Source organism: Streptomyces sp. NPDC043876, from assembly GCF_056435825.1.
The window spans coordinates 249,737-263,200 of the sequence record NZ_JBWKDV010000008.1; the positions used below are offsets into that span (position 1 = coordinate 249,737).

Genomic DNA, 13,464 nt, shown 5'->3' on the forward strand with positions numbered 1-13,464 from the left:
TGAGTCCCTCCCTGCTCCTACTCCCCGGCGCCGGTCACTCCCAGTCGTCCCACGGCGGGTCCATCTCCTCCAGGTCGAAGGGCGGCTCGTCGGCATCGGACGCCGCGGGGCGCGGGGCCGCCGCGCTGGCGGCGGGGGCCGGGCGCGCGGGAGCGGCGACGGGCGGCTCGGGGTCGGGTCCGCCCGCGGGGGCGGCCGTCGGCGCGCCGGCGCGGCACTCCGCCAGGGTGTCCAGGACACCCTCCGCGTACTTGGTGAGCTTGGCCTCGCCGATGCCGCCGATGGTGCCCAGTTCCTCCGCCGTGGTGGGCAGCCGGGTCGCGATCTCCCGCAGCGTCGCGTCGTGGAAGACGACGTACGCCGGTACGCCCTGCTCGCGGGCGGTCGCGGCCCGCCAGGTGCGCAGGGCGAGGAAGACCGGCTCGGCGGCGGCCGGCAGGTCGACCGGGACGCGCGCGCCCTTGCCGGAGCGCGGTCCGGAATCCTTGCGGGCCGCGGCGGCGACCGCCTTCTCCTTGCGCAGCGGGACGGTGCGGCGCCCGCCCAGCACCTCGCCGCTGTCCCCCGACAGGACGAGCGTGCCGTACTCGCCCTCCACCGACAGCATCCGCTGCGCCAGCAGTTGGCGCACGACGCTGCGCCACTCCGCGGTGCTCAGATCCGCCCCGACGCCGAAGACCGACAGGGCGTCGTGGTCGAACTGGATGACCTTGGCCGTCTTCTTGCCCTGCAGGATGTCGATGATCTGCCCGGCGCCGAACTTCTGGCGCCGCTCCTTGGCGAGGCGCCACACCGTGGAGAGCAGTTTCTGCGCCGCGACCGTCCCGTCCCAGGACTCCGCGGGCGTGAGGCACGTGTCGCAGTTGCCGCACGGCTCGCCCGACTGCCCGAAGTACTCCAGCAGCCGTACCCGGCGGCAGTCGACCGTCTCGCACAGCGCGAGCATCGCGTCGAGGTGCATGCCCAGGGAGCGGCGGCGCGCCTCGTCCCCCTCGGAGCCCTCGATGAGCTTGCGCTGCTGGACCACGTCCTGGAGGCCGTACGCCAGCCACGCCGTGGCGGGCTCGCCGTCGCGGCCGGCGCGGCCGGTCTCCTGGTAGTAGCCCTCGACGGACTTCGGGAGGTCGAGGTGGGCCACGAAGCGCACGTCCGGCTTGTCGATGCCCATGCCGAAGGCGATCGTGGCGACCACCACGATGCCGTCCTCCCGCAGGAAGCGCGCCTGGTTCGCCGCCCGCGTCCGGGCGTCCATCCCCGCGTGGTAGGCCACGGCCTCGATGCCCTGCTCCACGAGGAAGGCCGCCGTCTTCTCCACCGAGGCCCGCGAGAGGCAGTAGACGACTCCGGCGTCCCCGTCGTGCTCCGCCCGGATCAGCTCCAGCAGCTGCTTGAGCGGGTTGTTCTTGGGGGCGATCCGGTACTGGATGTTCGGCCGGTCGAAGCTGGCGACGAAGTGCCGGGCGTCCTCCAGGCCGAGGCGTGCCACGATCTCGGCGTGGGTCGCCTCGGTGGCCGTCGCGGTCAGGGCGATCCGCGGCACCTTCGGCCAGCGCTCGTGGAGCATGGAGAGCGCGAGGTAGTCGGGCCGGAAGTCGTGACCCCACTGGGCGACGCAGTGGGCCTCGTCGATGGCGAAGAGCGACACCTTGCCGCGGTCGAGCAGCCGCTGCGCGCTCTCGGTGCGCAGCCGCTCGGGGGCCAGGTAGAGCAGGTCCAGCTCGTCGTCCAGGAAGGCCCGCTCGACGGCCTGACGCTCCTCGAAGTCCTGCGTGGAGTTGAGGAATCCGGCCCGCACCCCGAGCGCGGTGAGCGCGTTCACCTGGTCCTGCATCAGGGCGATGAGCGGCGAGATCACGATGCCCGTGCCCTCTCTGACCAGCGCCGGGATCTGGTAGCAGAGCGACTTGCCGCCACCGGTCGGCATCAGGACGAGGGCGTCGCCGCCGCCGACGACCTGCTCGATGATCTCCTGCTGCTCACCGCGGAAAGAGCTGTAGCCGAAGACGCGGTGCAGTACCTGCAGCGCGTCGGAGATCTCGGGGGATGCGTCCGGAAGGGCCATCCTCGAAGCCTAACGGCACGCGAGGACACCCGGCTCCGCCCGCCGGAACCTGTGGATAACCTCCCGGGTCGGCCGTGGTCGTCAGCGATGCGTCAGGACTCGGGCGGGCCCCGTATGGGACGCGTTACGGGGCGGTCCGGGGCGCCCCGCCCCGGGGATAGCTTCGCCGTCGGAGCCCCGGCCACCTCCCCGCGGCCGGGGCCCCCACCACCCCTCGCGTCAGAGCGGTTCCCCTGGGAGGCCCCATGTGTCTGATCCGGTACGCCGACGAGCCCGATCCCGAACCCGAGGATCCGGCCCCGGCCCGGCCCCTGTACGTACCCGCCCGGCCGGGCGGGGCCCACCGGGTGCTGCGGCTGTTCCGCACCCCGCTGGGGGCGCGCACCGCCGTCGGTTTCACCGGCCCGGACCGGCTGGCCGCCACGCTCGGCGCGGCCCAGCCCTGGATCCGGCTCTCGGAAGCAGCGCTGCGGTCGATGGCGGCACCGCTCGGCGCCTCCCTGATCACGGTCGACCCCACGCTGACCGCTCCCCCGGCCGCACCGGCACCGGACGCCCGGCCGCCGGCACCGGCACCACGGCCACCGGTCCGGCAGGCCCCCGGGGCCACCGCCCGGACCGCCTCCAAGGGATCACAGACGAGGGATCGCACATGACCGTCACCGGCCTCCCCGAACCACCGGCCCTTGCCCCCGGCCCCGCAGCGGCCGACGAGCCGTCCGTGTGGCCCGCGTCCGCGGCCCCGCTCCCGCACGGCGGCCTCGCCGTCGCCGGGGTGCCGCTCGGCGAGATCGCCGAGCGCTTCGGCACACCGGTGTACGTGCTCGACGAGGGCGAGGTGCGCGGGCGCTGCCGGAGCTACCGGGAGGCGTTCCCGGACGCGGACGTGCTGTATGCCGCCAAAGCCTTCCTGTCCCGCGCCGTGGTCCGCTGGGTGCGCGAGGAGGGGCTCGGCCTGGACGTCTGCTCGGCCGGGGAGCTGGAGCTCGCGGTCACCGCCGGGTTCCCGCCCGAGCGGATCGTGCTGCACGGCAACGCGAAGTCGCCCCGCGACCTGGACACGGCGCTGCGGCTCGGCGTGGGGCGGATCGTCATCGACGGTCCCTCCGAGATCGCCAGGATCGCCGCCGCCGTCGGTCCCGGCGGCCACCAGAAGGTCATGGTGCGGGTGGTGCCCGGCGTCTCGGCGGGCGGCCACGGCAAGATCCGTACCGGTACGGACGACCAGAAGTTCGGCCTGTCCCTCACCGACGGGGGCGCGCAGCACGCGATCAGCCGGGTCCTCGGCCAGCCGCAGCTCGAACTCACCGGGCTGCACTGCCACATCGGCTCGCAGATCGCCTCCGTGAAGCCCTACCTCGTGGCCCTGCGCAGGATGGTGGGCCTGATGGCCCGGGTCCGGGACGCGCACGGGGTCGCCCTGCCCGAGCTGGACATGGGCGGCGGCCACGCGGTCGCCTACCGGCCGGGCGAGGCGGCCCTCGACCTCGCCGCCCTGGCCCGCGGGTTGCGTGCCGAGCTGGCCGCGGGTTGCGCGGCCGCCGCCCTGCCCGTGCCGCGCCTGGCCGTCGAGCCGGGGCGGGCCGTCGTCGGACCGGCCGGGGTCGCCCTCTACCGGGTGCTCGCCGTCAAGCGCACGGCCGGGACGGTCTTCGTCGCGGTCGACGGCGGCATGAGCGACAACCCGCGGCCCGCCCTGTACGGGGTGCGCTACGCGCCGCGGCTGGTCGGCCGGCACTCGACGGCCCCGCCGGGCCCGGCGACCGTCGTCGGCCGCCACTGCGAGGCGGGCGACGTGCTCGCGGCCGGCGTGCCCCTGCCGGGGGACGTGCGTCCCGGCGACCTGCTCGCGGTGCCGGTGGCCGGCGCGTACCAGCTGTCGATGGCGTCCGGGTACAACCTCGTCGGCCGTCCCGCGGTCGTCGCCGTCCACGGGGGCGCGGCCCGGCTGCTCGTGCGGCGCGAGACGCTGGAGGACTTCCGCGCCCGGGACGTCGGAGCCTGAGCGGCCGGCGCGCCGCCGGGGGTCAGCCGACGGCGAAGACCGTGGCGGGGGCGGCGCCGGCCACCGCCACCACGGCCCCGCGCCGGTGGTCCGTCCACTCCAGCAGCCGTACGTCCTCCCGGCCGGCCTTGAACAGCGCCTCGCGGCGCACCCACAGCCGCAGCAGCGCCGCACCGGGGTCCGGCTGCGCGGTGGCCTCGCGCAGGGCGGCGTCGGGGACCATCCGCCGCAGCACTCCCAGGGAGCCGGGGCGGCGCGCCGACGGTTCCACGTCGACGCCGACCGCGCCGGGCCCCACGGCGGCCGCGGCCAGCCCGTCCGCATGGCTCAGGCTGACGCCCACCCCGGGGTGGCCGGGCAGGTACGGGCGCCCGTGCCCGGAGCGTCCGCACCCGGCGCAGTACTGGGCCGGGGCCGACGCGCCCGGCGCGAGACCGGTGAACCGGGCGGCGCACAGCCGTACCAGCAGCCGGGCCGCCAGCACGTCGTCGCGGCGGCCCGGCACCCGGATCCGGGCGAGGCGCTGGTGTTCCCACGGCGCGAGCAGCCCCTCGTGCAGCTCCGGGTGGGCCAGCACCTCCCCGGTGGTGGCCACCACCGCCACCACCGCCATCTCCGGGGCCGCCACCTCCGGGGCCGCGCGGCCGGTGAGGGCCTCCCCACCGTGCAGGCCCTCACCGGCGTACGGGCGCTCCCCCCGGTACGGGTCCGCGCGGCCCGGCACCGGGGGGCCGGTCACGGGCGGGCGGTCACCCGGCCGACGCGGAGGCGTCGGCCAGTGCCGAGGTGGGGAGGAAGCGCTCCCGGACGCGGGCGAGCGTGCGGAAGTCGTCGATGGTGACGTCCTGGAGGTCGATGGTGGAGCCGGAGATCTCCTCCAGGAGGTCGATGAACTCGAGGAAGTCCATCGAGTCGATCAGGCGGGCCTCGATGAGGTCCTCGTCGGCCCCGATCGCGCCCTCCAGTCCGGGGTTCTTCTCGTGGAGCCACGCGGCGATGCGTTCCATGGGGCGGGTGCCCTCCTTGCTCGTGATCGTGATCGTGCTGGTGCTGGTGCTGGTGCGGTGGTGTCGGGCAGGGCTCAGGCCGCGGCGTCGCGCAGGCGCTCCAGCGCCCGCTCGGGGCTGCCGTGGGCGAGGATCATCGCGTGGACCCAGCGCTCGACGCCGAAGGCGACGCAGGCGCTGTAGACCGGTCCGTGCGAACCCGCGCGGATGCCGAGGCGCTCGCCGAAGAAGTTGCGGTGCCGGTTCACGGAGGCGATCGCGGTGCCGTCGGGGGCGTTGAACTCGTGCTTGACCGGATCCAGGGCCATCAGCCGGGCCCGGGATCCGCCCTTGTCGTAGAAGGGGTCGTCGGCCACGGCGCGGGTCAGATCCAGCCCGAGGCGCCCGGCCAGCTCCTGGACGAACTCGGCGCCCTGCGCCAGGTGTTCCACCGCGCCCTGCTGCGTGCCGAGGTACAGCACTTCGCGCATGTGGAAGCCCCACAGGCGGCGCAGCCCGTCGTAGTGGGTCTCGTTGCGGAAGCAGCGGCCGGTGGCGGAGAGCCGCAGGCCGTCCTCGCCGACGTCCCGGCCCTCCAGGGAGAGCAGCAGTCCGTAGCAGGTGGCGGACGGCAGCAGGTGGCCGGTCGGCCGCAGGGAGAGCTCGCCGGGCGCGTCACCGGCCGCCAGCGCGTCGAACGTCTCCGGGGCGAACCGCCCGGCGGAGACTCCCAGATGGGGGAAGTTGCGGAAGTAGTCCAGTCGCGCGAGCCCTTCGGCGGCGAGCAGCGGCGGCCCCATCACCTCGGGGGCGGCGAGCCGCGCGGCGAGCCCGGTGAGCAGGTCGTCGAGACCGCGCAGCAGGGCGGTGTGGACCGGGTCCAGCGTGATCAGGCCCGGACCGGGGTTCTTCAGACCGCCGTCCGGCAAGGCGGTGATGCTGGGTGTGCTCATGGAGATCCGCTCCCTGTGGGCGTGGATGAACAGTCGTCGAGGGCGTCGGCCGGATGGGCGGAACGTGCGTACCGCGGCCTGGGCGCGACGGTGCGAACGGCCGTGGACGGGGCCGCCGTTGACCTCGGCACAGCGAGGAAGGCGGCTGACGCTCCGCCGGGGGCAGGAGCTGCGTCACCAGGACACTAAGCCAGCATCTCGGGGATTGTCTAGACCAAAGTTGTCATACCGGCGATCATCGGCGCGAGGGGTGTTTCGGGATCGAATGCAACCCAATCAGCATATTGAGACGGCACTTGACAGCAGCTATGGTCTAAACCAATCCTGCTGAACATGACGACTTCCGCTCCAGACGGTCGCCCCCGCCGTCCCCGCCCCAGGCTGCACCGGGCGCCGTCCGACCGTCCCTACTTCAGCGCCGACGGCGAGTCCTACCTGGCCCAGACGACCTTGCGGGAACTGAAGAAGTCACGGCCGCTGCGGGTGCTCTCCGAAGCGGACTTCGCCCACTGGCAGACGTACGGATACGTCATCGTGCGGGAGGCGATACCGGCCCACGAGGCGCGCCGCCTGCTGGACTTCACGTGGGACTTCCAGGGCCTGGACCCGGACCGGCCCGACACCTGGCACGAGGACCGGCCGTTCCGCTCGGAGCTGGACCAGCAGCTGCACGTCTACGGCTTCGTCGAGGCCTACCACCACCAACTGCTGTGGGACAGCCGCCAGTCGCAGCGGGTGTATGACGCCTTCGTGGACGTCTGGGACTGCGAGGAGCTGTGGGTCACGCTGGACCGGCTGAACCTCAACCCGCCCAACGTCAAGAACCGCGACCGCGCCCTGATCGACCCCACGGACCGGGGTTTCGACATCGAGCTGCACTGGGACATCGACACCACCCTCGGCGTCCCCCCGCAGCGCGTGCAGGGCATCATCGCGCTCAACGACACCAGCCCCGAGCTGGGCGGATTCCAGTGCAACCCGGAGCTGTTCCGGCGGTTCGAGGAGTGGAAGACCGCCCAGCCGGCCGACCGGGACCCGCTGCGGCCCGATGTGGACCGCACCGAATTCCCCGTCGTGCGGCCCGAGCTGCGCCCCGGCGACCTGCTGATCTGGAACGGCCTCCTCGCCCACGGCGTCGCGCGCAACACCTCGACGGACGGGGCGCGCGCGGTCCAGTACCTCTCGATGATGCCGGCGCTGGAGGAGCACGAAAGGCTGCGGCGCTCCCGCGTCGAGTCCTGGCGGCACCTGCGCACCCCCCGCTGGAACCGCACCCTGGTCGGCGATCCGGTGCGTCCCGAGTCCGAGCGCTACCCCACGGCCACCCTCAATCCCCTCGGGCGCCGCCTCCTCGGGCTCACCTCCTGGACGGAGACGGACGCGGACACGGACACGGCCGCGGCCGCCCCGGGGGGCGCGGGCACGGACGCGGCTCCCGGTCAGAGCGGGGAGACCTCGTGCGCCGTGTCTGCCTGACCCTCCCCACCAACCGCGCCTGCACCGATACGATCGCCGCGATCGGAGCGGAAGCCGCCTACGGCGCACACCACTTCGGCGTCGAGGTGCACCTGCTGATCCTGGACTCAGCCGCAGCCCCGGTGCTCGCCGAGCACCGGGAGGCGGTGCGCGCGCTGCCTCCGGCGCCCGGCGTGATCGTCCACCACCTCGACGAGGACGAGCAGCGTTCCTTCCTGCGCCGGGTGATCGCCCGCTCCGGCGTCGCCGGGCCGGACCGGCTGCTCGACCTGATGCTGCCGTCCGGCGTGTCCTACGGCGCCTGCACCAACCGCGCCTTCCTCATCGCGGAGGCACTGGGCTGCGCCTCGGTGCACCGCCGCGACTCCGACAGCCGCTACCAACTGCTGGACGGCGAGCCGGTCTTCCCCCTCCACCACGAACTGGCCGCGCTGGGCCGCCCCGCCGCCGAGGTGGCCGGGCTGGTGTCCCGCAGCAGGCTGGCCCCCGCCTCCGCCCACCGGCCGGTGGCCCTGGTCGGCGCCTCCTTCGTCGGCGCGATGTCCGTGGACGTGGAGGAGATCCACCGGCTCGACCCCGGCGTCTACGACGAGGTCATCGGCCTGTCGGTGCCCGCCGGTCTCGCGGAGGTCTGGCGGCGGAACCTGATCGACCAGGCCTTCCGCGGCGCCGGGACCACCCCGTTCACCGCCGACCACACCACGCTCACCCGGGTCGGCCCGACGCGGGTGGACATGTGCAACATCGGCCTGGACCGCGCGGTCTACGGCCGCGTGCCCCTGCCGCCCGCCACCGACACCATCGGCAGCGACTACTTCCTGATCCACCTGGTGGACGACGCCCGGCTCCCCGGCGTCCTGCACAACCGCCACATCGTCAACTACCACACCGCCGAACGACGTTCGGACAGCGGTTTCCTCGCCTACCAGGAGCGGTTTGCGAAGTACCTGCTGTCGAGCGGCTACTTCAACGCCGCCCACGCCCGGATGGCGGCCGCGGGCGAGGAACTGCTGGACGCCGGGGGCCGGGTACGCGCCGAAGCCGTCGCCGGGTTCGTCCGGGAGACCACGCCGACGGGCCGCGAGGAGAACGCCGAACGGCTCGACGTCCTGGACCGCTGCTACCGCAAGCTCGGCGGGCGCTACGAGACGGTCGCGGACGCACTCGCCGCCCGGCGCGGGGAACTCCTGGACGAGGCCCGCGCGGACATGGCAGCCTTCGCCCTGCTGATCGACGCCTGGGAACCGCTGGTCCGCGCGAGCGCGGCCGAAGGGATCACGACCGAACGGACCGCTTTCGGGCGGTCGGCGAGGATCCACACCCGAACCGTCACCGTCCGCTACGCGGGCGGCGCCGAACGCCGGGGCCCCGTCACCATGGGGCAGGCCAACATGATCCGGTGCATCCTGCGCGACGATCCCGCGCACATCAACATCCACGACGTGTGGCCGGTACCCGCGGGCACGGAACTCACCGCGGCGATCGACGCACTGCGCACCCTCGTGGTGCGGCACGAAGCGCTGCGCACCACCTTCCCCCGCGCCACCGGCTCCCCGCCGGCCCCGGGCGACGCGCCTGCCGAGCAGCTGGTCGCGCCGGAGGGGCAGTTCGAGGTCACCGTCCTCGACCACGAGGAACTGCCGCCGGAACCGGCGCGGTACGCCGAGGCGCTGGCCCGCCAGGCCCGCGCCGAACGCTACGCCCTCGACCGGGACTTCCCCCTGCGGATCTCCGTCGTCGCCGAGCGGGGCGCTCCCGTCTCCGTCGCCCTCGTGTCCAGCCACGCCGTGGCGGACGGCAGCGCCCTCGCCGTCCTGCGGGAGGAGTGGCTCGCCCTGCTGGCCGGTGAACCGCTGCCGCCGGTGACGGCCTTCACCCCGCTCGACCTCGCCGCCGAGGAGGCGGCTCCGGCCGGGCTGCGGAAGTCCGCGGCGTCCCTGCGGTACTGGGAGCAGATCCTGCGCACCGGTCCCCAGGCGATGTTCGCGGAGCCGGGGGCCACGGGTACCGAGGTACGCATACCCCAGCTCACCCTCCGCTCGGAGCGCGGCGCCCGGGCCCTGGCCCGCGTCGTGGAGCGCACCGGCAGCCTTCCCTCGACCGTGCTGCTGACGGCGTGGTGCACCCTCGTCGCGCACCGCGCGGGCCAGCGCACCTGCGTCGCGGCGGTGCCGACGTCCAACCGGTTCCTGCCCCGGCTGGCCCGTTCGGTGAACACCGTGTCCCAGGACGCGCTGCTCGCCCTCGACGTCGGCGTCCCGTCCTTCGACGCGCTGCTGCGCACGGCCTGGGGGGCGGCGCTCAACGCCTACCGGCACAGCCGGTTCGACTCCGTCCGCCTGTGGGAGATGATCGGGCGGGTCACCTTCGAGCGCGGCAGCCACTTCGCGCGCGACGTCGTGTTCAACGACGTGAGCACGCTGCTCTCCACCGCCAACGCCCCTGCTGACGAGAACGGCTCCGGTCCCGGACCGGAGCTGAGCTGGGGCCCGGTCCAGGTGTTGCCGACCCGCGTCCTGGCCTTCGCCTACCGCACGGACCCCGTGCTCCACATCGGGATGTGGGCCGACCCCGCACTGTTCCCCCGGGCCGAGGCCGAGGGCTTCCTCACCGGTCTCGTCCGGCTGCTGGAGGCGGCCGCGGCCGGGGACGTACCGCTCGCCTCGCTCACCGCGGTGACCGGCGTGCGTACGGTCCAACGCGACGCGCGCTGGCGGCGGGTGGACGGCTGCTGGGTCTCGCCGCCCGACGTGGCGGACGCCCTGAGCAGGGCGCTCGGGGGCCTGCCCGTGCACGTCACGGCCGAGGCGGAGGCTCCGGGCGCCCCGGCCGGCGGCAGCGCGTCGCCCGGCGGCCTCACCGCGTTCATCGCCTCCGGCGGGTCCCCGCTGACGCCGGCGCGGGCGCACGCCGCACTGATGGACGCCCTCCCGGGCCGTCCCGGCGTGCTGGCCCCCCGCCGGTACGTGATCGTGCAGGACCCCCCGGCACAGACCGACCGGAGCGACGCGTGGCTCCGGCAGCAGATCCTCGCGGAAGGGAACGGCCGGGAACGGCGGATGTCACATGACGATGGATGAGGTAACCGTACGGCCGGAGCGGGTCCCGCTCCCCAGCCCGTGGCGGTCGAGCCGCTTCCGCCTGTTCTTCACCGCCCGCAGCACCTCGCTGCTCGCCGACGGCATGCTGATGGTCTCGCTGACCACCGCCGTGCTCGGCGCGGGCTACGGGGCGAGCGGGGTCGGGTACGCGCTGGCCGCGTGGATGGCTCCGATCGTGCTCCTGGTGCTCTTCGGCGGCGTGCTGGCCGACCGCTTCACCCCGCAGGTGATGATGGTCGGCGCGGACGCGGTGCGGATGGTGGCCATGCTCGCCCTCGCGGCGCTGCTCGCCACCGACCACGTACGGCTGTGGCAGATCATGGCCCTGCTGGCGCTCAGCGGCGCCGCGACCGCCATGTTCCAGCCGGGTCTGGCGAGCATGGTCCCCCGGGTCGCGCAGGACATCCAGCGGGCGAACGCGCTGCTGCGGATCTCCGAGGCGATCTGCACGCTGCTCGGTCCGGGCGTGGCCGGTCTGCTCGTGGCCTACTGGGACGTGGCGGGCTCGTTCGTGGTCATCGCGGCGTTCTACGCACTGAGCGCGCTGGGCCTCACCCCGCTGCGCGCGCTCGGCACCACCCGGGACGAGAGCGACGAGCCGATGTCGCGCAGGCTCGTCACCGGCTGGCACGAGTTCCGGTCCCGGTCCTGGCTGTGGGGCGTCATCGCGGTCTGGTCCGTCTACGGCCTCTTCGTCTTCGGGCCGGCGCTGCCGCTCGGCGCGGCGCTGCTCACCGAACAGCATGGGGCCGGCGGTTACGGCTGGATCGCCTCCGCCGACGGCGCGGGGACGATCGTCGGCGGCCTGCTCGGCATGCGGGTGCGGCCCGCCCGGCCGCTCGTCGCGGGGGCCTGTGCCATGTTCTTCTTCTCCCTCAACCCGCTGGCGCCCGCGCTCGGCTGGTCCTTCACCCTGACGGCGCTCACCGGAGTGCTGGCGGGCTGCGGGTTCGCCTTCTGGGGCGTCATGTGGGCGACGAGCGTGCAGTCGCACATCCCCCTGGCCGTCCTCAGCCGGGTCTCCGCCTACGACGTGGCCGGCTCCATCATGGTCATCCCGCTGGGCCGGGCCCTGGCCGGCCCGGCGGCCGAATCCTTCGGCGCCGACCGCGTCCTGCTCTTCTCCTCGGCCGTGGGCGTCCTGCTCCTCGCGCTCATGCTCGCCATCCCCGCGATCCGCGCCCTCACCCGCACACCGGAGGGCGCGGTCGAGGCGGCCGCGAAGGATGTTGCTCGGTGAGCGGACTCGGCGCCGGTCACTGACGGTGTCAGCGGTCGGCGCCCAGCGTGCCCCCGTGGTCAGGCGCCCCCGGGGACGGGGTCACGGTCGATCACCTGCAGGAGCTTGAGCAACTGCCTGGTCGCGTCCAGAGCCGGAGCGTCCTGTTCGGGGGCGTCGACGTCCCAGTGCGCCAAGGCGTTCCGGTAGGCGCTGACCGTCTTGAGCCGGTCGACGATGTCCTCGCGCTCATACGGCCAGGCGAGCTTCGCCCACCGGGCGTCGTCGTCGATCAGGAAGCGGTAGGCGCCGAGAGTCAGGTCGGCAGCCGAGTGGATCTTCGCTGCCATGTGGGGCTTGTGCGACGCGCGCAGTTCCTCGACGGTGAAGCAGCCGACCGCTCGGCGCAGCCTGCGCTCCACCTCTTCGAGCAGGGTGAAGGGTTCGACGCGCAGCTTCAACTGGGCAGCCAGGTCGGAAGCGGTGAGGATGCCGACCACGACGCCCTCCGCATCCACGATGATCAGGAAGCCGCGGTGCTGCACGTCCCCGATGCGCCCGAAGAGTTCCTCGGATTCCCGTGCCGTCCGCGGATGGCGGTGCATCGCCTCGGCGATAGTGGCCTCGCGCCGCCCGAGCTGGGCGCGGGCAATGCCTTCCCACGTCACCACGCCGATGAGCCGGTCGTGCGGCCCGACGACCGGCAGTTGCGAGAAGTCTCCCTGGATCATGCGGGTGACGGCCCGGCTCAAGGGTGCCTGTTCCTCGATGGAAACGACATCGCGTACGAACGGCAGACTGCCGATGCGCCAGGCCAGGTCCGCCTGGTCCGATCCGTCGTCCACGCCCGCGGCGGTGTCCTGATAGGCGTCCTGATAGGCGCGCCCGCTGTCCGGTCCGGTCACGTCGGCCTCGGCCGTCGCCGCAGCGACGGCCGACACGGTGACGATGCCGTCCATGCGCACGTCGGTGAAGTGCGGATCCGCCCGCAGTCCCCGCGCGACCAGTTCCCGGTCCACGAGGTCGATGACGTCGGCGGTCCGCCGGGACCAGCCCCACAGGCCGATCAGGTCCCGGGCCGTCAGCTGGCGGCTCCCGGCTTCTTCGACGTCGCTCTCCAGCTCTGCGGGCCCGGCCGGCGGCTCGATGTAGCCGCGGTAGCCGGGATCCACGCCACCGACAGCCAGTGTCGCCACGCGCCGGACCGCGTCGCCACGGCTCAGCTCGCTGATGGTCAGCAAGGACCCCATGCTGTCCCGCAGGTCCCCCTTGACGGCGGCCCGCTCCACGTCGCGGCGTTCCCACGTGACCTTGCGGACGTGACGGAATCCGGGCGGATTCTCGCCTCGGTACTCGTACGGGCCGGTGAGCCGCCCGATCGCGATCACCGACCGGAACTTGCGCGGCATGACGACGAAGTCCCCGGTCTCCATCGTCAGGAACCGGCGCAGCTGGTGCGTCCAGCTCCGAACGGTCCGGGGTGCCTCCTCCGGGTAGGTGCGCCGGAGCAGCTCACCCAGTTCCTCGAGGGCCGAGCAGTCCGAGAGGTCGCCCAGGCTTTCCCAGCCCGCGACGACCAGTCCTTCGTCCAGCGCCGCCTGCTCCCGCTCGCCCTGTTTCCCACCTCTGACCGTCCACGCCCTTGCCACAACCCCGCCCCAC

The 13,464-nt window shown here is 73.6% G+C and carries 10 protein-coding genes; 5 read left to right on the forward strand and 5 right to left on the reverse strand.

The genetic code is table 11. The features are described 5' to 3' along the window. Window positions 1-34: 34 nt before the first annotated feature. Complete coding sequence (gene recQ, locus AC0693_RS25245) at window positions 35-2,062, reverse strand: DNA helicase RecQ (RefSeq protein WP_478802967.1); 2,028 nt, start codon at window positions 2,060-2,062, stop codon at window positions 35-37. A 245-nt stretch (window positions 2,063-2,307) separates the two neighbouring features. Between recQ and AC0693_RS25250 the strand changes: the two genes are divergently transcribed. Continuing rightward, the gene (locus AC0693_RS25250; protein ID WP_469319855.1) at window positions 2,308-2,718 is read left to right on the forward strand and encodes an SAV_915 family protein; all 411 of its coding nucleotides are present in this window, start codon (window positions 2,308-2,310) and stop codon (window positions 2,716-2,718) included. Continuing rightward, complete coding sequence (gene lysA, locus AC0693_RS25255; RefSeq protein ID WP_469319856.1) at window positions 2,715-4,067, forward strand: diaminopimelate decarboxylase; 1,353 nt, start codon at window positions 2,715-2,717, stop codon at window positions 4,065-4,067. The genes AC0693_RS25250 and lysA overlap by 4 nt, the downstream gene beginning before the upstream one ends. A 22-nt stretch (window positions 4,068-4,089) precedes the next feature. Here the strand turns inward: lysA and AC0693_RS25260 are convergent, their stop codons facing one another. The 3 genes from AC0693_RS25260 to AC0693_RS25270 all read right to left on the reverse strand — a co-directional run bounded on the left by AC0693_RS25260 (window position 4,090) and on the right by AC0693_RS25270 (window position 6,006). Beyond that, complete coding sequence (locus AC0693_RS25260; RefSeq protein WP_469319857.1) at window positions 4,090-4,806, reverse strand: 4'-phosphopantetheinyl transferase family protein; 717 nt, start codon at window positions 4,804-4,806, stop codon at window positions 4,090-4,092. 10 nt (window positions 4,807-4,816) lie between these two features. Then, window positions 4,817-5,074, reverse strand: coding sequence for an acyl carrier protein (locus AC0693_RS25265; RefSeq protein ID WP_468463995.1), 258 nt, complete (start codon window positions 5,072-5,074; stop codon window positions 4,817-4,819). Window positions 5,075-5,148: 74 nt separating this feature from the next. Next, window positions 5,149-6,006, reverse strand: coding sequence for an aminoacyl--tRNA ligase-related protein (locus AC0693_RS25270; RefSeq protein ID WP_478802968.1), 858 nt, complete (start codon window positions 6,004-6,006; stop codon window positions 5,149-5,151). 333 nt (window positions 6,007-6,339) lie between these two features. Here AC0693_RS25270 and AC0693_RS25275 point away from each other — a divergent pair, with 333 nt between their 5' ends. Genes AC0693_RS25275 through AC0693_RS25285 form a run of 3 tightly spaced genes read left to right on the forward strand, consistent with a single transcriptional unit; the run spans window position 6,340 to window position 11,823 of the window. Further along, window positions 6,340-7,482, forward strand: a complete 1,143-nt coding sequence (locus tag AC0693_RS25275) for a phytanoyl-CoA dioxygenase family protein (RefSeq protein WP_478802969.1) — start codon at window positions 6,340-6,342, stop codon at window positions 7,480-7,482. Next, window positions 7,464-10,562, forward strand: coding sequence for a DUF6271 family protein (locus AC0693_RS25280; protein WP_478802970.1), 3,099 nt, complete (start codon window positions 7,464-7,466; stop codon window positions 10,560-10,562). The genes AC0693_RS25275 and AC0693_RS25280 overlap by 19 nt, the downstream gene beginning before the upstream one ends. Continuing rightward, a complete protein-coding gene (locus AC0693_RS25285) occupies window positions 10,549-11,823 on the forward strand; it encodes an MFS transporter (protein ID WP_478802971.1) in 1,275 nt (424 codons plus the stop codon). Before AC0693_RS25280 ends, AC0693_RS25285 begins: the two co-directional genes overlap by 14 nt. Window positions 11,824-11,882: 59 nt before the next feature. Here the strand turns inward: AC0693_RS25285 and AC0693_RS25290 are convergent, their stop codons facing one another. Next, a complete protein-coding gene (locus AC0693_RS25290) occupies window positions 11,883-13,451 on the reverse strand; it encodes a CBS domain-containing protein (protein WP_468464002.1) in 1,569 nt (522 codons plus the stop codon). Window positions 13,452-13,464 lie beyond the last annotated feature (13 nt).

Coding starts and splice junctions, on each gene's coding strand:
- recQ (WP_478802967.1), bottom strand. CDS start 2,062: ATGGCCCTTCCGGACGCATCCCCCGAGATCTCCGACGCGCTGCAGGTA.
- AC0693_RS25250 (WP_469319855.1), top strand. CDS start 2,308: ATGTGTCTGATCCGGTACGCCGACGAGCCCGATCCCGAACCCGAGGAT.
- lysA (WP_469319856.1), top strand. CDS start 2,715: ATGACCGTCACCGGCCTCCCCGAACCACCGGCCCTTGCCCCCGGCCCC.
- AC0693_RS25265 (WP_468463995.1), bottom strand. CDS start 5,074: ATGGAACGCATCGCCGCGTGGCTCCACGAGAAGAACCCCGGACTGGAG.
- AC0693_RS25270 (WP_478802968.1), bottom strand. CDS start 6,006: ATGAGCACACCCAGCATCACCGCCTTGCCGGACGGCGGTCTGAAGAAC.
- AC0693_RS25275 (WP_478802969.1), top strand. CDS start 6,340: ATGACGACTTCCGCTCCAGACGGTCGCCCCCGCCGTCCCCGCCCCAGG.
- AC0693_RS25285 (WP_478802971.1), top strand. CDS start 10,549: ATGACGATGGATGAGGTAACCGTACGGCCGGAGCGGGTCCCGCTCCCC.